General features: G+C 67.2%; 17 protein-coding genes, 1 tRNA gene and 1 pseudogene. 9 read left to right on the top strand and 10 right to left on the bottom strand.

Annotated elements, in window-relative coordinates; genetic code table 11:
• Window positions 1-9: 9 nt before the first annotated feature.
• The 3 genes from catA to U9J41_RS16765 are packed head-to-tail and all read right to left on the bottom strand — an operon-like array spanning window position 10 to window position 2,370.
• Window positions 10-930: a catechol 1,2-dioxygenase gene (gene catA, locus U9J41_RS16775; RefSeq protein ID WP_322403320.1), complete on the bottom strand. Its 921-nt coding sequence runs from the start codon at window positions 928-930 to the stop codon at window positions 10-12.
• Between the two features lie 23 nt (window positions 931-953).
• Window positions 954-1,244: a muconolactone Delta-isomerase gene (gene catC / locus U9J41_RS16770; RefSeq protein WP_322403319.1), complete on the bottom strand. Its 291-nt coding sequence runs from the start codon at window positions 1,242-1,244 to the stop codon at window positions 954-956.
• Between the two features lie 16 nt (window positions 1,245-1,260).
• On the bottom strand, window positions 1,261-2,370 hold the full coding sequence (locus U9J41_RS16765) for a muconate/chloromuconate family cycloisomerase (RefSeq protein ID WP_322403318.1): 1,110 nt from the start codon (window positions 2,368-2,370) through the stop codon (window positions 1,261-1,263).
• Window positions 2,371-2,472: 102 nt separating this feature from the next.
• Here U9J41_RS16765 and U9J41_RS16760 point away from each other — a divergent pair, with 102 nt between their 5' ends.
• From U9J41_RS16760 to U9J41_RS16745, 4 genes are all read left to right on the top strand, one after another.
• On the top strand, window positions 2,473-3,387 hold the full coding sequence (locus U9J41_RS16760; protein ID WP_322403317.1) for a LysR family transcriptional regulator: 915 nt from the start codon (window positions 2,473-2,475) through the stop codon (window positions 3,385-3,387).
• Window positions 3,388-3,512: 125 nt separating this feature from the next.
• Entirely contained in the window at window positions 3,513-4,091 is a 579-nt protein-coding gene (locus U9J41_RS16755; RefSeq protein ID WP_322403316.1) for a sigma-70 family RNA polymerase sigma factor, read from the top strand.
• Window positions 4,088-4,801: an anti-sigma factor gene (locus U9J41_RS16750; protein ID WP_322403315.1), complete on the top strand. Its 714-nt coding sequence runs from the start codon at window positions 4,088-4,090 to the stop codon at window positions 4,799-4,801. Before U9J41_RS16755 ends, U9J41_RS16750 begins: the two co-directional genes overlap by 4 nt.
• 32 nt (window positions 4,802-4,833) lie before the next feature.
• Window positions 4,834-6,522: a beta-N-acetylhexosaminidase gene (locus U9J41_RS16745; protein ID WP_322403314.1), complete on the top strand. Its 1,689-nt coding sequence runs from the start codon at window positions 4,834-4,836 to the stop codon at window positions 6,520-6,522.
• Between the two features lie 13 nt (window positions 6,523-6,535).
• On the opposite strand, the gene U9J41_RS16740 is transcribed toward U9J41_RS16745, so the two are convergent.
• From U9J41_RS16740 to U9J41_RS16720, 5 genes are all read right to left on the bottom strand, one after another.
• Window positions 6,536-7,780 carry a c-type cytochrome gene (locus U9J41_RS16740; protein ID WP_322403313.1) on the bottom strand — a complete coding sequence of 415 codons (1,245 nt, stop codon included), beginning with the start codon at window positions 7,778-7,780 and terminating at the stop codon, window positions 6,536-6,538.
• Window positions 7,777-8,325, bottom strand: a complete 549-nt coding sequence (locus U9J41_RS16735; protein ID WP_322403312.1) for a (2Fe-2S)-binding protein — start codon at window positions 8,323-8,325, stop codon at window positions 7,777-7,779. Before U9J41_RS16735 ends, U9J41_RS16740 begins: the two co-directional genes overlap by 4 nt.
• Window positions 8,322-11,108: a xanthine dehydrogenase family protein molybdopterin-binding subunit gene (locus U9J41_RS16730; RefSeq protein ID WP_322403311.1), complete on the bottom strand. Its 2,787-nt coding sequence runs from the start codon at window positions 11,106-11,108 to the stop codon at window positions 8,322-8,324. The genes U9J41_RS16735 and U9J41_RS16730 overlap by 4 nt, the downstream gene beginning before the upstream one ends.
• A 102-nt stretch (window positions 11,109-11,210) precedes the next feature.
• Window positions 11,211-11,993, bottom strand: a complete 783-nt coding sequence (locus tag U9J41_RS16725; protein WP_322403310.1) for a 3-hydroxybutyrate dehydrogenase — start codon at window positions 11,991-11,993, stop codon at window positions 11,211-11,213.
• Window positions 11,977-13,194, bottom strand: a complete 1,218-nt coding sequence (locus tag U9J41_RS16720) for a patatin-like phospholipase family protein (RefSeq protein WP_425260625.1) — start codon at window positions 13,192-13,194, stop codon at window positions 11,977-11,979. Before U9J41_RS16720 ends, U9J41_RS16725 begins: the two co-directional genes overlap by 17 nt.
• 278 nt (window positions 13,195-13,472) lie before the next feature.
• Here U9J41_RS16720 and U9J41_RS16715 point away from each other — a divergent pair, with 278 nt between their 5' ends.
• Entirely contained in the window at window positions 13,473-14,123 is a 651-nt protein-coding gene (locus U9J41_RS16715; protein ID WP_322403308.1) for an NUDIX hydrolase, read from the top strand.
• A gap of 241 nt (window positions 14,124-14,364) precedes the next feature.
• The gene (locus U9J41_RS16710; protein ID WP_322403307.1) at window positions 14,365-15,417 is read left to right on the top strand and encodes a hypothetical protein; all 1,053 of its coding nucleotides are present in this window, start codon (window positions 14,365-14,367) and stop codon (window positions 15,415-15,417) included.
• 75 nt (window positions 15,418-15,492) lie between these two features.
• Here U9J41_RS16710 and U9J41_RS16705 read toward each other — a convergent pair whose 3' ends face one another.
• A complete protein-coding gene (locus tag U9J41_RS16705) occupies window positions 15,493-17,274 on the bottom strand; it encodes a PHA/PHB synthase family protein (RefSeq protein ID WP_322403306.1) in 1,782 nt (593 codons plus the stop codon).
• Window positions 17,275-17,403: 129 nt separating this feature from the next.
• On the opposite strand from U9J41_RS16705, the gene U9J41_RS16700 reads away from it, so the two are divergent.
• A tRNA-Cys gene (locus U9J41_RS16700) sits at window positions 17,404-17,474 on the top strand.
• Window positions 17,475-17,587: 113 nt separating this feature from the next.
• Here the strand turns inward: U9J41_RS16700 and U9J41_RS16695 are convergent.
• Window positions 17,588-17,943 (bottom strand): annotated as a pseudogene (locus tag U9J41_RS16695) (integrase core domain-containing protein); the annotation flags it as partial.
• Window positions 17,944-18,315: 372 nt separating this feature from the next.
• Here U9J41_RS16695 and U9J41_RS16690 point away from each other — a divergent pair.
• Window positions 18,316-19,275, top strand: a complete 960-nt coding sequence (locus U9J41_RS16690) for a hypothetical protein (protein WP_322403305.1) — start codon at window positions 18,316-18,318, stop codon at window positions 19,273-19,275.
• A 50-nt stretch (window positions 19,276-19,325) separates the two neighbouring features.
• Window positions 19,326-19,594: transposase (locus U9J41_RS16685; protein WP_322400125.1), on the top strand; the 269-nt coding region annotated here is incomplete at its 3' end.

Below are 19,594 nucleotides of genomic sequence, written 5' to 3'. Positions count from 1 at the left end.
GGCGTGTCCTCAGGCGGCGGCGCGCGGACGGTCGACCAGCGTGGCCGGGGCGGCGTCCGTGTCGCGGTACAGGTGGAAGTCGAAGTCGATCGACGCGTACGGCTTGTCCAGGCGCAGGGCGTCGATGCGGGCCGGGTCGTCGATGCGCTGCACGGGCGGCACGAGGCCGGCGCGGCTGGCGAACGCGAAGTCGTCCCACAGGTAGTCGTCGCCGTCGATGTTGATCTGCGTGGTCAGCTTGCGCCGGCCCGGGTGGCTCACGAAGAAGTGGATGTGCGCGGGGCGGCGGCCGTGGCGGCCCAGCAGGTCCAGCAATTGCTGCGTCGTGCCGTCCGGCGGGCAGCCGTAGCCGACCGGGATGATCGAGCGGAAGCGGTAGCGGCCATTCTCGTCGGTCACGATCGTGCGGCGCAGGTTGAAGTCGGACTGGGTGCGGTCGAAGAACGAGTAGTTGCCGAGCAGGTTCGCGTGCCACACCTCGACCTTCGCGCCCGGCAGCGGGCGGCCGTCCTGGTCGAACACGGTGCCCTGCATGAACAGGACGTCGCCGCGCTCCGTTTCGGTGCCGTCGTCCAGCCGGGCGAAGCCGACGCTTTCGGGCGCACCGGCCACGTACAGCGGGCCTTCGATGGTGCGCGGGGTGCCGCCCGCCAGGCCGGCGTTCTGTTCGGCTTCGTCGGCGCGGACGTCGAGGAAGCGCTCCAGGCCGAGGCCCGCGGCCAGCAGCCCGAGTTCGCCCGTGGCGCCGGCGGCGGCCAGGTAAGACACGCCGTGCCAGAATTCGGTCGGCGTGACGTCGAGGTCCTCGATGGCCTTGCACAAATCGCCCACCAGGCGCAGCACGACCTGCTGCACGCGCGGGTCGGCGGGGCGGTCGGCGGCGTCCACGACCCAGCTGTGGGCCAGTCGTTCGATGTCTGCGTGGTTCATTTCTGTCTCCTTGTGGTGGGTGGTCAGCGGTCGTCGTCGCGGATGGACGACGGGTGGCGGCACAGCGGCATCACGTCGACCTGCATGTAGGGGAACAGCGGCAGGGACGTGAGCAGCGCGTGCAGTTCGTCGGCGCCGGCGACGTCGAAGATGCTGACGTTGGCGTACTGCCCGGCGATGCGCCACAGGTGGCGCCATTTGCCCTCGCGCTGCAGGCGCTGGGCGAGGTCTTTCTCGGCCTGCTTGAGGGCCGCCGCGTCGGACGGCGCCAGCGACGCGGGCAGGTGGACGTTCATTCGTACGTGGAACAGCATGGTGGTCTCCGTGGTGTCATTGGCGCCGCAGGCGGCGCAATTTGTCGGTGTCGATGTCGACGCCCAGGCCCGGACCGGTCGGCACCTGCAGCGCGAAGTCGCGGTACACGAGCGGCTCGCTCAGCACTTCCTCGGTCAGCAGCAGGGGCCCGAACAATTCCGTGTCCCACGCGAGGTCGGCGAACGTCGAGCACACGTGGGCGGTGGCCGCCGTGCCGATGCCGCCTTCGAGCATCGTGCCGCCGTACAGGCCGATGCCGGCCAGCCGCGCGACGGCGGCCACGTCGAGGGCCGGCAGCAGGCCGCCGGACTGCGTGATCTTGACGGCGTACACGCCGGCGGCGTCCATGCGGGCGAGCAGCATGGCGTCGTCCGGGCCGTGCAACGCCTCGTCGGCCATGATGGCGACGTCGAAGCGGCGCGTGAGCCGCGCCAGCGCGGCCGTGTTGCGGGCCTTGACGGGTTGCTCGACCAGGTCGATCGCGCCGCCCTGCAGCCTGGCGATGGCGCGCACGGCGTCGGCTTCGCTCCAGGCCTGGTTGACGTCCACGCGCACGCTGGCCCGGTCGCCCAGCGCGCGCTTGATCGCGAGGACGTGCGCGACGTCGGCGTCGACCTCGCGCAGGCCGATCTTGAGCTTGAATATGCGGTGGCGGCGGATGTCCAGCATGTGCTCCGCTTCGGCGATGTCGCGCGCCGTGTCGCCGCTGGCCAGCGTCCAGGCCACCGGCAGCGTGTCGCGCACGCGCCCGCCCAGCAGCTCGGACAGCGGCACGTCGAGGCGGCGCGCCTGCGCGTCCAGCAGGGCCGTCTCGAGCGCGCACTTGGCGAAGCGGTTGCCCTGGATGGTCCGGCGCACCTTCGCCATCGCTTTCGCCGGGGCGCCGGCGTCCATGCCGAGCAGCAGCGGGGCGATGTGGGTGTCGATATTGACCTTGATGCTTTCCGGGCTCTCGTCGCCGTAATTCAGGCCGCCGATGGTGGTGGCCTCGCCCCAGCCCTGGATGCCGTCGGCGCAGCGGATGCGCACCAGGACCAGGGTCTGCGTGTTCATCGTCGCGACGGACAGCTTGTGGGGCCGGATCGTCGGGACGTCGAGCAGGAAGGTGTCGATAGTTTGGATCATATTCGGTGCGTATAATTCGGTGGAGTGATGCCACGATATTCCTGCGAATAACGGGCGTCCAACACTGTTGTGGTATCAAGTCCATACCCGAAAGGTATTGAAATGGAATTGCGGCACCTGCGTTACTTCGTCGCCGTGGCGGAAGAGCGGAATTTCACCCGGGCGGCCGAGCGCCTGCACATCGCCCAGCCGCCGCTGAGCCGGCAGATCCAGCAGCTGGAGGAAGACCTGGGCGTGGTCCTGATCGAAAAAGGCGTGCGGCCGCTGCGCCTGACCGAGGCCGGCGCGTTTTTCCTCGCCCACGCCAGGACGCTGCTCGCCCAGGTGCGCGACCTGCGCACGATGACCCAGCGCATCGGCAAGCTGGAACGCACGCTGTCGGTCGGCTTCGTCGCCTCGACCCTGTACGGCCTGCTGCCGGACATCATCCGCCGCTACCGCGAGCGCCATCCCGAGGTCGACATCGCGCTGCACGAGATGACCACGGTGGAACAACTGAAGGCCCTCAAGGAAGGCCGCATCGACGTGGGCTTCGGGCGCCTCAAGAGCGCGGACCCGAGCATCCGCCGCATCCGGCTGCGCGAGGAGCCAATGGTGGTGGCGCTGTTCCCCGGCCACCGCCTCGCCGCCGGGGAGGGCGGCCTGCGCCTGACGGAACTGGTCCACGAAGCGCTGCTCGTCTACCCGAAAGCGCCGCGCCCGAGCTTCGCCGACCAGGTGCTGGCCGCGTTCAGCGACGTGAACCTGACGCCGGAACACGTGACCGAAGTGCGCGAGCTGCAGATCGCGATGGGACTCGTCGCGGCCGGGCAGGGCATCGCCATCGTGCCGGAAAGCGTGCAGGGCATGCATCACCGGAACGTCGTGTACCGCCCGCTGGACGAGCCGCACGCGGTGTCGCCGATCTTCTTTTCGGTGCGCCACATGGACCGCTCGCCCGAGCTGGAAAACATCCTGGCGGCCGTGTACGCGGTCTACGACGACCACGGGATCGCTCACTGCGGCGAAAAACTGTGAATCGCTGAATCCGGCGCCGGCGCCGCCGCGTATATGAGGGCATGGACACCGCACGCTTGTAATCGGCACCCCGTCAGTGGCTTGTCGCGCTACAATGTTTTCATTAAATCAATGAAAAGGGCGCCGTGAGCGAGGAGACCGACCAGAACGACCGCCTGTACCACCTGCTTGCCGCCGTGGCGCTGCAGGACCGCAAGGCGTTCCGCGCCCTGTACGACGCCACGTCCGCGAAACTGTTCGGCGTCGCGCTGCGCGTCCTGCGCAAGGACGAGCTGGCGGAGGACGCCGTGCAGGACGCCTTCGTCGCGATCTGGCACGCGGCGTCCGGCTACCAGCCGCACCTGGCGGCGCCGCTCACGTGGATGGTGACGATCGTGCGCAACAAGGCGCTGGACATCCTGCGCCGCGCGCGCACGGGCGGCGCCGACGTGCAGGTGGAACTCGACGATGCCGATGTCCGCGCCGACACGGCCGCCGGACCGTACGAGCTGGCGCAGGCGTCGCGCGACGCACGGGCGCTGGCCGATTGCATGGACACGCTCGCGGGCCGCCAGCGCCAGGCGATCGGCATGGCGTATCTGCACGACCTGTCGCACAGCGAAGTGGCGGGGCGCCTCGACCTGCCCATCGGCACGGTCAAGACGTGGATCCGGCGCGGCCTCGAGCGGCTGCGCGAATGCCTGGCCAAACGGGAGGCTGCATGAACATCGGGGACAATCCGGCCCTGGCCGACAAGCTCGCGGCCGAATACGCGCTGGGCACCTTGCGCGGCGGCGCGCGGCGCCGTTTCGAAACGTGGCTGCGCGACGACCGCCGGCTGCGCGCCCGGGTCGCCGACTGGCAGGGCCGGCTCGCGACGCTGGCCGAGCTGGAACGCCCGGTGACGCCGCCGGCGCGCGTATGGGCGGGCATCGAGCGCCGCCTCCACCCCGCGCCCGCGCCGTCCGCGTCGTCCGCGCCGTGGTGGCAGTTCTGGCGCACCGCCGCGGCGCGGCCATGGGGCGTGCTGGCGCTGGCCGCGAGTGCCGCCCTGCTCGTGCTGGCCGTGCGCATGACCGCGCTGAACGAAGCCGCCGCGCCGCAGCAGATCGCGGCGCTGTCCGACGCCCAGTCGCATACGGCGCTCGTCGTCACGGCCGACACGCGCCGCGGCAAGCTCCAGGTGCGCGTCGCCGCCGACGTCCACGTGCCCGCCGACCGCACGCTGCAACTGTGGGCGATCACGCAGGCCGGCAAGCCGCGCTCGCTCGGCATCCTGCCCGGCAACCGCAGCACCGACCTGACGCTCGACGCGCGCGCCACCGGTCCGGACGTGGCGCTGCTCGCGATCAGCCTGGAGCCGAAAGGCGGTTCGCCCGATCCGAACGGGCCGACCGGCCCCGTGCTGTACAAGGGCAGCTGGGCGCGGCTGTGATTCCACCCATTCATTCATCGTCGAGGTCTGGCATGCGCATGTTCACCGTCCTGTCCTGTTGTTGCCTGATCGGCGCCGCGCATGCGCAGGATGCGGCACCGGACATCGTGCCGCGTCCCGCGCACCTGCAGCGCGGGACCGGCGAGTACGTGCTGACGCCGGCGACCCGGATCGTCGCGAGCGGCGCGGCGCTGCCCGAGGCGGCGATGCTGCGCGACTACCTGCGCCCGGCCACCGGCTTCGCGCTGCCCGTCGGCGCGCACGACGGCGCGAACGCGATCCGCCTGCGCCTCGATCCGAAGGCCGGCACGGGCGCGGAAGGCTACCGCCTCGTGAGCGACGCCGGCGGTGTCACCATCTCGGCCGCGCAGCCCGCCGGCCTGTTCTACGGCGTCCAGACCCTGCGCCAGCTGCTGCCGGCGGATATCTACCGGCAGGCGCCGGTGCGGCGCACATGGGCGCTGCCGGCCGTGTCGATCGAGGACGCGCCGCGGTTCTCGTGGCGCGGCAGCCACCTGGACGTGGCGCGCCACTTCATGCCCAAGGCATTCGTCATGAAGCACATCGAGCTGCTGGCCCAGCACAAGATGAACGTCTTCCACTGGCACCTGACGGACGACCAGGGCTGGCGCATCGAGATCAAGCGCTATCCGCGCCTGACCCAGGTCGGCGCGTGGCGGCGCGAGAGCATGGTCGCGTACTCGCCCCCACGCTACGACGGCAAGCCGCACGGCGGCTTTTATACGCAGGACGACATCCGCGAAGTGGTCGCGTGGGCGGCCGCGCGCCACGTGACGATCGTGCCCGAAATCGAGATGCCGGGCCATGCGCTGGCCGCCATCGCCGCGTATCCGGCGCTGGGCAACGATCCTGGCCGCCAGCTGGAAGTGGGCCGCGACTGGGGCGTGATCCCCCAGGTGTTCAACGTGGAGGACGGCACCATCGCCTTCCTGCAGAACGTGCTGGACGAGGTGATGGACCTGTTTCCGGGACCGTATGTGCACGTGGGCGGCGACGAGTGCCCGAAGACGGAATGGGCGCATTCGCCGGCCGCGCTGGCGCGCATGAAGCAGGTAGGGCTCGTGCCCGCGACGGCCACCTTGCACGACCTGCAGGACTACCGCGACGCGCAGGGCAAGCCGGTCGCGCATCCGGCCCTGCATGGCTTGCAGAGCTGGTTCATCGGCCGCATGGATGCCTACCTGACGCAGCATGGACGCCGGCTGGTCGGCTGGGACGAGATCCTCGACGGCGGCCTCGCACCGGGTGCGACCGTGATGAGCTGGCGCGGCGAGGCGGGCGGCATCAAGGCGGCCGGCGCCGGGCACGACGTCGTCATGACGCCGGAGCGCGAGACCTATTTCGACTTTTACCAGGCCGCGCCGGGCAGCCCGGGCTTCCGCGAGCCGATGGGCGTGCGCGACGTGACGACGCTCGCGCGCGTGTACGCGTACGACCCGCTGCCGGCCGCGCTGCCGCCGGCCCAGGCGGGCCATGTGCTGGGCAGCCAGGCGCAGTTGTGGACGGAGTACATGGCGACGCCGCGCGACGTCGAATACATGGCCTGGCCGCGCCTGCTGGCGCTGGCGGAAGTCTTGTGGACGCCCGCATCCCGCAAGGATTACGGCCGCTTCGAACGGGCGATGCCGGCCGCGCTGGACCGGCTGCAGGCGCAGGACGTGAACTACCGCCCGCTGGATGGGCCGCGCGGGCCGCGCTGACGGTCCCCGCGCGTCAGGGGTGGCGCAGCACCGCGACCCGGTCCGGCGTGACGTCGGCGGGCAGGTCGCCCCACGTGGCGCGCAGGTAGTTGACGAGGGCGGCCACGTCGGCGTCGCTCATGCCCTGCGCGAAACCGGGCATCGGCTGCATGTTTTCCAGTCCGCCCAGTTTTTGTTCCGGCAGGCCGTCGAGGATGGTGACGATGAGGTTGTGCGCATTCGCCTCGCGCACCGTCGTATTGCCGCGCATGGCCACGGCCGTGTGCGGCCTGCCCGCGCCGTCGACGGCATGGCAGCCGGCGCACACGTTCAGGTAGATGCGGCGCCCGGCATCGACCTTGCCCTGGTCCACGGCCACCTGGCGGCGCGCCGGCGCGGCGGGGGGCGGCTCGCCCAGCAGGTAGACGGTCAGCGCCTTGATGTCGGCATCGTCCAGGTGGCGCGTGCTCAGGTTGACGACTTCATACATGTCGCCGAACGCGGAACCCTGCGGCGCCACGCCCGTCTTCAGGAAGGCCTGCAGGCCGCCGGCGGTCCAGCCCCGTTCCGCCAGGGCGGCCGGGGTGATGTTCGACGAGAACCAGCGCGTCAGCGCGAAGCCGGCGAGCGGCCGGTCGAGATCCAGTTGTCCCAGCCTGCCGCGCGGCGTATGGCATTCGTTGCAGTGGCCGAGGACGTTCGCCAGGTAGCGTCCGCGCACCCAGTCCGCCGACTGGCCGTGCGAACTGGCGGGCAGGGTATCCTTCAGGAACAGCATGTTCCAGAACACGAGGCCGAAGCGCAGGTTGAACGGAAAGTGCAGGTCGTTCTGGCGGTTGGCCAGCTTGACCGGCGCCAGGTGCATCAGGTAGCCGTAGATGGCGTCGCTGTCGGCGCGCGTCATGCCCCGGTACGACGTGTAGGGCATCGCGGGATACAGGTGGCCGTGCGGCGATTTGCCCGCGGTCAGCGCCTGGTAAAAATCGTCGCTGCTCCAGCGCCCGATGCCGGTGTCGGGATCGGGCGTGATGTTGGTGCCGTAGATGGTGCCGAAATTCGTCTTCAGCGCTACGCCGCCGGCGAACGGCGCCCCGCCCGGCGCGGTGTGGCACGCGACGCAGTCCGCCGCCGCGGCCAGGTATTTGCCCCGGCCGAGCTGCGCGGGCGTGGCGGCGCTGGCGGCCGTGGTGGCGGCCGGCGCGCGGTCGGGCTGCCGGGCGCAGCCCGCCGCGGCGAGCGCCGCGAGGCAGAGCGCCGCCGTCGTGCGCACCGTCTTCACGATCCGGCCTTCACCAGGCCGGGCGTCGACAGGATCACGTCCTTCACGGCTTCGTAATAGCGCACGTAGCCGGTACAGCGGCAGATGTGCGGGTTCAGCGCCGCCGAGATGGTCTGCTCGACCTGGTCGCGCGCGACCGGTTCGCGCTTGAGCCGTTCGACCAGCACCGTCGCGCCGTTGACGAAACCGGGTGTGCAGTAGCCGCACTGGAAGCTGTAGTGTTCCAGGAATTTCTGCTGGATGGCCGACAGTTCGACGACCTCGCCATGCTCGTCGTATTTGGCATGGCCTTCCACCGTGCGGATGGTCTTGCCGTTGAAGAAATGCGCGCCCGTGATGCAGGTGCGGATTTCCTCGCTGCCCCTGGCGCCGTCCAGGATCACGACGCAGGCATGGCAGACGCCGATGCCGCAGCCGAAACGCGACCCGGTCAGATCGGCATACTCGTGCAGGAAGTCCACCATCATCAGGCCTTCAGGCACGTCGACCGGTCCGAACGCCTTGCCGTTGATCGTCAGCGCGAGTGGCCGCATGGTCAGGCTCATGACAGTACTCCTTGAATCTTCTCCGCCGTGATGGGCAGTTCCGTGAACCGGTGGCCGACCGCATGTGCGATTCCGTTCGCGATGGCCGCGACGACGGGAATCATGACCACTTCCGCGATGCCTTTCGACGGGTCGGTTGCCGACAGGGGCGGCAGGACCTCGCCGGACTGCTTCCACACCGCGACGTCGCTCGCGCGCGGCAGGTGGTAGCGGTTGAAATTCCAGGTGCCGTTGCCGGGACCGTCCTCGTACAGCGGCAGGTATTCGTGCAGCGCGTGGCCGATGCCCATCGCCAGTCCGCCCTGCAGCTGGCCGGACACCAGTTGCGGCACGATCTGGTTGCCGCATTCCATGATCGAATGATGCGACAGGAGTTCGATCGCGCCGTCGGACCGGCCGACCGCGAGCTCGACGAGCGTGCCGATCGCGCTGTAATAGGTCACGCCGGCGTTGTTGCGCTGCGCGGCCGGAAAGAAGACGTTGCGCCGCCCGATGACGGTGAATGTGTCGGCGCCGCCGTAGCGCACCGCGAGGCCGTCGAGCGGACGGCGCACGGTTTCCCCATGCACGTCGAAATCCGCCTCGGCCCATTGCCAGCGGTTGAACGCGTGGCCGACGGCGGCCGTCACCAGCTGGAGTTCGTGCGCCTTCTTCGCCAGCTGCTCGAGCGACAACGGTTCCATGCCGTTGGCGGTGAGCTTGCCGTTTTCCCAGCGCGCATCCGCGCGCCGCACGACGTACGACGCCGCCTGTCCGCCGGCGTAGCCGCCCGACCAGATGGCCATCGCGGCCGGCCAGATCCCGTGTTCGAACACGACCCTGGCCGTCTCGCTCGTGCCGTGCGAGAAGAAGTACGCCGAGTTCGATGCGCTGGACGGCGATACGGCCGCGGGCGTCCACATCGGGTCCCTGGCGAACTTGTCCTGCTCCGCCTGCTTGATCAGGTAGGTGTCGCCGCTGGTCGTCAGCGGCAGCTCGTCCCACTCGGTGACGGCCGTGCGCACGCTGTCTGCCGGCCGCCCCAGCCAGCGGGCGCACACGACGGCCTGGGACGTCGCCATGCCGGTGCCGATATCGACACCGATGTGATGCAGCGCGATGCGTCCTTCGGGCGACAATTCCACGCGCGCGAAGATCGCTTCGGCGCCGGTGCCGAAATCTTTTTGCACGCAGGCGAAACCCACGCCGTAGCGCTGGCCCGGATGGGCGACCTCATAGGCCTGCTTGCGCTTCGCCCGCCCGGTCCACAGCGGATGCAGGCGCGCCCGTTCCAGCACCTCGTCGGCACGCACGGCGCCCGCGGGAACGGCGCCCTGCGTGTTCTTCATGCCCGATTTCAGCACGTTCTTCAGGCGCAGCTCGATGGCGTCGATGCCCAGCATCTGGGCGATTTCATCGACCGCCATTTCGGTCGCATTCATGCTTTGCAGCGTGCCGTACCCGCGCGCCGAGCCGGCGTCGACGGCGCGCGAGCAGACGGCCGTCGTCGTGCAGTCGTTCTTCGGAAAATAATAGATCGATTGCGCGGCGGTCGCGGCGACCATGGCGACCGACGGCGAGAAATTCGCGCGCCCGCCGCCGTTGGCTTCGAAATCCGTCCTGAGGGTCTGGAACAGGCCCGTTTTCCGGTCGACGGCGATCTCGTAATGCATCCTGAAGCTGTGCCGCTTGAGCGCCGTCTGAAAATGCTCGAAGCGGTCGTTGGCGAAACGGACCGGGTTGCCGTCCCCGTACAATGCCGCGACCAGGCCGTAATACGGGACGTTGCAATGGTCCTTGGAACCATAGCCGACCGTATAGCAGGGATGGATGAACAGCTGCTTCAGCGGAAACCGGCTTTTCTTCACCATGTCGACCGCCGCGGTCATCACTTCCTGCGGGGACTGCGTGGCCAGCACGAGATGCAGCGATTGCGTCGCGGCGTCGTACCAGCCGTTCGCGTTGTCCGGTTCGAGGGCGGACGTATCGGTCGACTGCGAAAAGTAGTCGCGTTTCAGGATCAGCCAGTCGCCCGGCGGCGCCGCCAGTTCCTGCGCGATCCGCTCGCCGTAGGCAATGCCGTCCGGCCCCTGGTCCTTCAGGGTCACATCGGTCTTGCGCGGTACCTTTTTTTCGGAGGGAAAAAGCGGGCTGTTCTTGAGACTGGAAAACGCATCGTCGTCATAGGGCGTGCTGCCGCCCACGCGCACATAACGGAATGCGCCCCACGGGTCGCGCTGCTGCGGCGCGACCGGATCGCCGTACACGACGACCCGGTCCTGGAATTGCACCTTGTTCTTGGCGAAGCGAAAACGGTTGAAATCGTGATAGATCAGGATCGCGACCGCATGGCCCAGATAGGCCGCCTGCTTGCCCGCCGGGAGCAGCATATCGTCGCCGTAGAAATCGGGAAAGCGCAAGCCGTCGCGCGCGAGATCTTCCGCGGTCACGACGCGGTCCGGCTTGAGGTCGGGGTCGAGCAGGGCGAGATCGATGCCGGTAAACAGGCGATCGGTACGCGTGGCGCGCACGAAGAACGCGTGGGCCTGCCGTTGCGGCCAGTGCGGCATGTTGCGCGCGCGGATATCGTAGGCAAATACCTTCTTGCCCGTCACCTTTGCCGTGCCGTCGATCCGGAAACGTGCCGGACCGGCGGCGCCATCCGGCTTCACCGGCGTGAGGATGTTTTCCTCGAACAGCGCGGAGAGGGCGTCGCCGTGCAACGGCGCCAGCCAGACACCGACGCCGGAGATCACGGTGAACTTGATGAATTTTCTACGGGAAGACCGAACACCATTATCCATGACCGCGCGCCCGCCAGGAATGCCAGCTCGTTTTTTCTGGGTAACTCGTTTTGGTGGAAAGTATATTCACAACGAATTTGAACGGGCGCACGGCTGACGCGGTCATTGCATGAACCACCCGTGGCTGACGACGATCGACTGGCCCGTCAGCGCGTTCGACGGGAACGTCGCGAGGAACAGCGCCGTGTGCGCGACATCCTCGACGGTCGTGAATTCGCCGTCGACCGTCTCCTTCAGCATCACTTTCTTGACGACGTCGTCTTCGCTGATCCCGAGTTCCTTCGCTTGCTCCGGGATCTGCTTTTCGACGAGCGGCGTGCGCACGAAGCCGGGGCAGATCACGTTGGCGCGCACGCCGTGCGCCGCGCCTTCCTTGGCGACGACCTTGGCCAGCCCGACGAGGCCATGCTTGGCCGTGACGTACGGCGCCTTCAGCACCGACGCTTCCTTCGAGTGCACGGACCCCATGTAGATGACGGTGCCGCCGCGGCCCTGCGCATACATCCGCTTCAGGCAGGCCCGCGTCGTGAGGAAGGCGCCGTCGAGGTGGATCGCGAGCATCTTCTTCCAGTCCGAGAACTTGAATTCATCGACCGGCGCGACGATCTGGATGCCGGCGTTCGACACCAGCACGTCGATGCCGCCGAGCTTGTCCGCGACGAGGGCGATGCCGGCATCGACCTGCTCCTCGTTGGTCACGTCCATCGCGACGGCGATGACGCGCGCGCCGGACGGATCGAATTCGCGCGCCACGGCTTCGGCCGCGGCGAGATTGAGGTCGGCGATGGCGACCTTCGCGCCGTGGTCGAAATAGGTCCTGGCGATTTCCTTGCCGATGCCGCTGGCGGCGCCGGTGACGACGGCGACTTTATCCTGCATGTTCATGGTTGTCCTTGTCGGAAGAGGGGAGGGGGATGGGGTGGACGGGCGCCGTCAGGAAATCGTGGACGGCCGGGTTGTCCTCGAGGCGCGGCAGCCTGAAGATTTCCTCGTGGGCCAGCGTCTTCGTGGCGTCCGCGTAGCCGGCCTGCCAGTGTTCCGTCATGGTCCGGCGCGAGAATTCGAAGTCCTTGTACTGGCCTTCGTAGGTCGGCGAGCGGTACACCAGTTCGACGATGTTGTAGAGCGCGCGGTCGGACGCTTCCGCCAGCAGCTTCGCCTGCGGCGTGGCGGCCAGCGCCGGCGGCATTTGCGCCAGCAGTTCGTTGAACGCCGTGCGCAGCTTCTCGGTACGGCGGAACGCGTCGGTGGCGTTGCGCGTGCGGCTCGAATACTGGATCTCCTTCATGCGCGTGGCGACGCCGGCGAGGTCGTTGGGCACCTCGCCGCGCGCGCTCCACAGGTCGACCTGGAACACGAGCGTGTGCAGGCGCGAGCGCGCCGACAGCACCCAGTCGAGCGGCGTGTTCGACACCATGCCGCCGTCCCAATAGCGCTCGCCGTCGATCTCGACCGCGTCGAAGCCGGGCGGCAGCGCGCCGCTGGCCATGACGTGTTCGGGGCCGATGCGGTCGCTCGCGTTGTCGAAGTAGGCGAAGTTGCCGGTCCTGACGTTGACGGCGCCGATCGACAGGCGCGTCTCGCGCGCGTTGATGCGGTCGAAGTCGACGAGGCGTTCCAGCGTCGCGCGCAGCGGCGCCGTGTCGTAGAAACTGGTCGCGCCGGCGCCGGGCCACGTCAGGAACGGCGGCGGCAGGCGCGGCTCGAAGAAGCCGGGCACGCCCTGCACGAGCACGCGGCCAGCCGCGAGTTGGTTGACCCATGCATGCAGCGTGTCGACGAGCGGCACGCCGGTCCAGGCGTCGCCGGCGATGCCGCCGCCGGCCGCGCTGACCAGTTCCCAGAAATCGCGCAGCCGCGCCACGCGGTCCTGGCGCGCGTTGCCGGCGATGATCGCGCTGTTGATGGCGCCGATCGAAATGCCGGACACCCAGGTGGGCTCGACACCCGCTTCCAGCAGCCGCTCGTACACGCCGGCCTGGTAGGCGCCGAGCGCGCCGCCGCCCTGCAGCACGAGGGCGATGCTGTCGAACTCGGTGGCGCAGGGCTTCGGCGGTTCGGCGGGCGCGCGCGTGCCTTCATGCAGCACGCTCTCGTCGCGCCTATTCACGTCCGGGCACCGGGATGTGAGCGATTTTTTGTCTGGCGCCGGGTGCGGCGCATCGGATTGGTGGCAGAAGCAATGTATTCCTCGCTGAGTCAATATGAAGGGCGAGGCAACGGCGGTAGCGCGGGCATCGCGTCGCCTCGTCCGCCATTCTGGCCGATTGCGGATGAGACCGCCGTACGATTGGATGATGCGCGCCATGTTTACGCGGCCGCGCTGCTATAGTCGGCGCCATCGTAACGACGATTTACACGGAGATGAACGAGACCTGGACCTGGCATCCGCAACCGGACGACGACGGTCGCAAGGTGCGCCTGCACGCGCCGTCGTGCGAAGCGAACCTCGACGGCCTGGCCGATCCGCTGGCCGCGCTGACCTTCGTGCCCGGCAGCGTGTGCGACGGCATGCTCGGCGATGTACCTCTGGCCACGTGCGCGCGGTCGACCGTCGACGACGCCTGCCGCCGCGCGGGCGCCGCGCCGGCGTTCGACGAGCCGCCCTTCGCGCTTCCGGCCGACAAGCACGCGGCTGCGGGCGCCGTCGTGCGCGAGGCGGACGGCCGGCTCTGGCTCGTCGCGCCGTCGAACGCGTTCGGCGGCTACACGGCCACGTTTCCCAAGGGGCGCGTCGAACCGGGGCTGACGCTGCGGGCGACCGCCATCCGCGAGGTATGGGAAGAATCCGGCCTGCACGTGGAACTGACGGCCTGGCTCGGCGACTTTGCCCGCACGCAGACGTTCACGCGCTTCTATGTCGCCCGCCGGATCGGCGGCCATCCGGCCCGGATGGGGTGGGAATCGCAGGCCGTCCACCTCGTCACGCCTGAACAGGCGCGCCTTCTGCTGAACCGCGAGACGGATCGCGCCGTGCTGGCGGCGCTGCTGGGGGAGGGAAACGGGCCCGTTTGAGGCAGGTCAAAAGTGATGAGGAGGCGCAAGACAGGCTCAGCCTTTCCAAACTGTAATGTTCGCGGTGCACATCTTAATTTTCGCCTCAGTTTCGCGGCGTACCGTGATTGTTGCGTATGGGAAGCATTTCTTGCCCTTTTTCTCGTCCTTTTTTATAGGCCGTTGCCCCGTGAAGTTAGCCGCGTTCCCGGAACTCGCCCCGCCGCAAACAGGTGGCCTTGATCTCATCCCGGATGATCCCGTGCAGCACCGCCAAGTGCAGGACAAACTGGATGAGCTCGCTTTACTGCCGTATCTCGCACCCACGGGCCCCGGCCGCGGATTCGCGCTGTCGGCGGAGACCGCGCACGCCCTCGTCGACGACGGCGACACGCTGAACCTGTGCCGCGACCTCGGCCTCGACACGGCCGCGAACCTCGTCCACCTCGAACGCGAAATCGTGCTGGCGCTGCTCGCCGCGCCGCGCACGCTGCGTTTTGCGAGCGCCGCCGAGTTCCTGTCGGCCGTCGCGATCCGCCGCAACATCGTCGTGGCGGCGCGTGCCACGCAGCTCGCGTTCGGCACGGCCGAAGCGAACCGCCCGCAGAGCCACTGGACGTATGACGAGGACCGCGGTTTCACGATCCTGCCTGGACAGCCGTTGATCGAGGCGCTCACGCTCGCCACCCAGCCCGACGCCGGCAATGGACAGATGTACGCGTTTTCCTGCTACCGCGCGAGCGAATACGTGATGCTGCTCGGGATTGCCCGCGAACTCGAACGGGTCAATCCGCCGCTGCTGGCGGCCCTGCAGCGCCAGTGGGAAACGAGTGCCATCCAGTCGGGCGCCTTCCACGACGTGTTCCTGGTCGAGTACGGCTCCCTCGAAGCGCCGCTGCCGCCGCGCTATTATGTGCCGGGCGATCGCGTCTGGTTCCGGAATCCGGATGCGCTGTCGTCGGACGCGTCGGGCTATGAAGGTTCGTGGGTGATTTACCTCGGCAACGGCCTGTTCAGCAATTTCTGGCAGCGCGACCGGCCCTACAGCCTCGTCGCCAAGTGCCTCGAAATGTATCACTGGCGCCACGGCACCTATGTCGATGCGGAGGGCGACCTGCGCATGAACGAGGCGATCGTCGACGCGAAGGTGGCGGACACGGCGGCCAACCCTGCCGCGCTGGCAACGGTCGTCGCACGCATGTCGCGCCTGCGCGATGGCCGCGGCATTTATGCCGACGGCGGCTGCATCGATTTTTCGCGCGAGTTTGCGCGCAACGTCTGTCCGGGAACGGCAAACATCGTCTTGCCGGACTGACGCCCGCCCCGCCCGCGCCCATGGCGGAACGGGCGTAGCGACGAGGTGCGCAGCCGAAGCGCGGGTCGGCCAGGCTCATGGCTGCAGCACATAGTGGCCAGGGGCGTCGCGCAAGCTGCGGCCCTCGGGCGGCGGCGCCGCCCACGGACCGGCGAGCCGCGCCAGCCAGTGCTCCCACGCCGGCCACCAGCTGCCTTCACGTACGCGGGTTTCGGATTGCCAGCTGTCGGGATCGACATAGGGTCCGTCGTGTTCGTGCGTACTCATCTGGTAGCTGCGGCCCGGCTTGCCCGGCGGCGATACGACCCCCACGTTGTGGCCGCCCGACGTCAGCAGGAACGTCACCTGCGTGTCGCTCAATGGAATGATCTTGTAGACGGAACGCCACGGCGCCACGTGGTCGGTCATGGTGCCGACCGCGAGGATGGGGACGTGGATGTCGGTCAGCGACACGGGGCGCCCATCGACGACGTAGCGCGCGCTGGCCAGGCTGTTCTGCAAAAACAGGTTGCGCAGGTATTGCGAATGCATGCGGAACGGCATGCGCGTCGCGTCCGCATTCCACGAGGCGAGGTCGTTGTCCTTGTCGGGAATGTCGAGCAGGTAGTGGCGCAGGCGGCGCGACCAGATCAGGTCGTTCGAGCGCAGCAGCTGGAAGGCGCCGGCCATCTGGCGCGTGTCCAGATAGCCCTGCTGCCACATCACGGCTTCGAGAAAGCTGACCTGGCTCTCGTCGATGAACAGCGACAGCTCGCCCGGCTCCGTGAAGTCGACCTGGGCGGCCAGCAGGGTCATGCTGGCCAGCCGCTCGTCGCCGTCGCGCGCCATCGCCGCGGCGGCGATCGCCAGCAGCGTGCCGCCCAGGCAATAGCCGCACGCATTGACCTGGGGCGCGCCGGTCTCGCGCACGACCGTGTCCAGTGCGTCCATCACGCCGTGGCGGCGGTAATCCTCCAGCGACAGGTCGCGGTCGTCGGCCTGCGGATTCTTCCAGGAGATCATGTAGACCGTATGGCCGTGCCCGACGAGGTAGCGGACGAGCGAGTTCTGCGGCGAGAGGTCGAGGATGTAGTACTTCATGATCCACGCGGGCACGATCAGCAGCGGCACCGCGTGGACCTGCGGCGTGACGGGATCGTAGCGCAGCAGCTCGACGAGGTGGTTGTCCATGACGACCTTGCCGGGCGTGACGGCGACGTCGCGTCCCGGGCGGTAGCTGACGGGCGCCGTCGTGCCCGCCAGCGCGCGACGCGTGTCGGTGCCCGCGCGGACCAGGCCATGGACGAGGTTCTGGCCGCCGCTGGCGAACGTGACCTGCTGCGCCACCGGGTTGGTGGCGATGAAGTTCGACGGCGCGACGCCGTCCAGCAATTGCCGGGCGACGAAGGTGACGACGTCGCCGTGGTGCGACGACACCCCGCGCACGCCGCTGGTGGCGCGGTGCCACCATTGTTGCGACAGCAGGAAGCCCTGGCTGAGCGGGTTCCAGGGCCACGCATGCCATAGCGGATCGTCGAAACGCTTGTCCTGCGCCAGCGGTTGGACGGGCTCGGCCGGCGTGCCGAACATGGCGCTGGTGCTGTACTGCAGCCAGCGCTGCATGTTGCTCACGGCCTGCACGCCCAGCTCCATCTGCTTGGCGGGCGACAGCAGCAGGTGGCTGGCCCAGTCGAACCAGGCGCCGGCCAGCGCGGCCGGCGAGACGTAGCCGGTCACGCGGCCCAGCGCGGCGTTCAGCGCCAGGTCGACGTGGGCGTGCTCGACGCTGGCCTCGGGATAGCGCGGCCGCGGCCCGCCCTGCCACGTGCTGGCTTCGCGCCGCTGCTCGCTCGGCGGGATCTCGGACAGAATGTTCATGGCGTGCGGGTTCCTTTCGAAGGTACATGACCGTTTGACCGGGATTCCGCCGCTTGGTGCCGTGCACGGGCGCGAGATTACTTGATGCAGCGCAGGCAGGAACGCAGCGCTACACGTACCATCTTCTTCGGCGAGGTAGCAAAGCGGTTATGCGACGGCTTGCAAAGCCGTTCAGACGTGTTCGACTCACGTCCTCGCCTCACGATTCACTCTACACAGTCCCTTGAGGACTGGTTCAGAACTGAACCGCCCGGATTTCGTGGAGTCCGATTAGTGTGAGTCATGCCGGGAAGGCTTGACTGCTCAGTTGCTTCTAATAGTTTGCCTCAGCGTCTGCTGGCGGTATATAGCCGAGTGGTTTGAGCCGGTGGTGGTTAAACCAAGCCACCATTCCAACGTAGCCAGTTCGGTGGCGTTGCGCATTTTCCAAAGAGCGCGGCGGTGGATCAACTCAACCTTGTAAAGCCCGTTGATGGTCTCGGCCATTGCATTGTCATAGCTGTCCCCTTTGCTTCCCACGGACGGCTCGACGCCGGCTTCTTCCAGCCGCTCACTGTACTTTATCGACACGTATTGAGAACCGCAGTTGCTATGACGGCCCAGCGTGTTTCGTCCCGGTTTGCGCGCGTACAGCGCCTGTTCCGGTGCATCGAGCACAAATTCGGTTCGCACCTGTGCTCTGGACATGAGTGCCGCGGATAGTCTTGAGCTTACGCCACATATCCAGCATGATGTCGCTGTCGGCAGATGCGAGGTCATAATCGAGGCGAGCAAGGAGAGTGCACTTACGAGCTTCCGCTGGATGTATAGAATTGCTACTTCTCATCTTCAGATCAATATGGAATCGAACCAATTGTTCTACGTAATTTATACTTGTCGTCGCTCGCGTACCACAGGTGTCAGCGCACGTAGGTTTTTACCCGCTTACTCGGTGCAGTCGTCATGCTGATCCATATGGCTCCGCCCCTGCTAGTGCGGCCTGAGTGGAACTCCTTAAAGGCGTTTTTGCGCCGGCCCTTCAGCGAGGAGAGCTGTAACCGCGTGGACAAAGACCTGCCACAATTGGCCTTGGCCTATCGCACAGTGGCTAGCACGCGGAGAGATTGGGCTGGCTCACTGCCAGTTTCTCAAATCGATGACTCTACTGAGGTCTTTAAGCAGGCCAAAGCAATTGGACCGCGAGCATTGCCATTGATGCCCGACGAAATCCTCAAGGCTCAGGTTGTGCTCCTTGAGGAAGTATTGCGGGATGATGCCGCTTGGATACGCCGGCACGCTGCTGCTGCCGGGAGCGATGTATCTAACTCCGGGGCAATGCCTAGGCTCGATATCGACTCCAGTCGCTTTGCCCTGCGCGCAATCGCGCTGCACGAGGCGGCCTTTCTGGCGCTGGCGGGCTTGTTTGCAGTTCAAAGCAGGGGCAGCACAATTGAATTTTCGTTGACGCCGCGCGGGATTGAATGCTTGCGTAACCGCGTAATCACCACGCCGATGCAGGAGCAAACAGAATTAGCCCTGCGTCAGCAGTTGCTTTCGCTGATTTCCGAGCTCCGTATCCGTGACCGGCGTGGCACCAGCGGCGTCGCAGCGTTAGTAGGTTCGACCCATCTTGACGATGTGGAAGATCGCTTCCTCGACGTCTTCTTTTCACTTGGCGCACACATGCGCCGCGATTCCCAGGTCGCGCCACTTATCATTGGCGCGCGTGCGTTATGCCGTTGGTTTGCTCTACTGGAATTGGTGCGCCTGGCGGGCGAAACGGCCGTGTGGCCAGATCCCGACATGCTTGAACGCCTTCGGCTCGATTACGCCGTGCTTGAGAAGGTGTTGGAAGATCGCGCGACAGCCCTTCCGTCGGATCAGGGTATCCATCGTAGCGCGTCGGGCGCCATCAGTCTTGGAGCAACAAGACTTGCCCATGCTATCCATTGTTGCAAAGGCGCTGTGCTAAGTGATATGCAGGCGCGCGCCTTGGGCCCAAAGTTCGGAGGGTGTAAATAATATTGTGTAAACGGTCATTTGGCAGGACACTGCCGCCACTAGGAGAAACAATGACCGTTGTAAAGCGTAACAAGCGTGCCAAGCCCGATCCGGAACTGCTCAAACTGGCCGACAGCCTGCTGGCGAACTATCAGAAGCCGGAGGACCTGATTGGCGAAAATGGCCTGCTCAAGCAGCTCACCAAGATGCTGGTCGAGCGCGCGCTGGAAGTCGAGATGACCGATCACCTGGGCCACGACAAAAGCGGCGAGGTGACCAACAGCACCGCCAACACCCGTAACGGCCATAGCACCAAGACGCTCAAGGGCGATTTCGGCGC

The sequence above is a fragment of the Massilia luteola genome (assembly GCF_034420155.1).
Taxonomy (GTDB): domain Bacteria; phylum Pseudomonadota; class Gammaproteobacteria; order Burkholderiales; family Burkholderiaceae_D; genus Telluria; species Telluria luteola.
This window is presented reverse-complemented; position numbering and strand designations above follow the sequence as displayed.

Bases quoted from the DNA above. Each gene is read 5' to 3' on its own strand.
- U9J41_RS16705 (WP_322403306.1), bottom strand. From the start codon at position 17,274: ATGAACATTCTGTCCGAGATCCCGCCGAGCGAGCAGCGGCGCGAAGCC.
- U9J41_RS16735 (WP_322403312.1), bottom strand. From the start codon at position 8,325: ATGAGCCTGACCATGCGGCCACTCGCGCTGACGATCAACGGCAAGGCG.
- U9J41_RS16750 (WP_322403315.1), top strand. From the start codon at position 4,088: ATGAACATCGGGGACAATCCGGCCCTGGCCGACAAGCTCGCGGCCGAA.
- U9J41_RS16725 (WP_322403310.1), bottom strand. From the start codon at position 11,993: ATGAACATGCAGGATAAAGTCGCCGTCGTCACCGGCGCCGCCAGCGGC.
- U9J41_RS16730 (WP_322403311.1), bottom strand. From the start codon at position 11,108: ATGGATAATGGTGTTCGGTCTTCCCGTAGAAAATTCATCAAGTTCACC.
- U9J41_RS16715 (WP_322403308.1), top strand. From the start codon at position 13,473: ATGAACGAGACCTGGACCTGGCATCCGCAACCGGACGACGACGGTCGC.
- catC (WP_322403319.1), bottom strand. From the start codon at position 1,244: ATGCTGTTCCACGTACGAATGAACGTCCACCTGCCCGCGTCGCTGGCG.
- catA (WP_322403320.1), bottom strand. From the start codon at position 930: ATGAACCACGCAGACATCGAACGACTGGCCCACAGCTGGGTCGTGGAC.
- U9J41_RS16760 (WP_322403317.1), top strand. From the start codon at position 2,473: ATGGAATTGCGGCACCTGCGTTACTTCGTCGCCGTGGCGGAAGAGCGG.
- U9J41_RS16745 (WP_322403314.1), top strand. From the start codon at position 4,834: ATGCGCATGTTCACCGTCCTGTCCTGTTGTTGCCTGATCGGCGCCGCG.
- U9J41_RS16765 (WP_322403318.1), bottom strand. From the start codon at position 2,370: ATGATCCAAACTATCGACACCTTCCTGCTCGACGTCCCGACGATCCGG.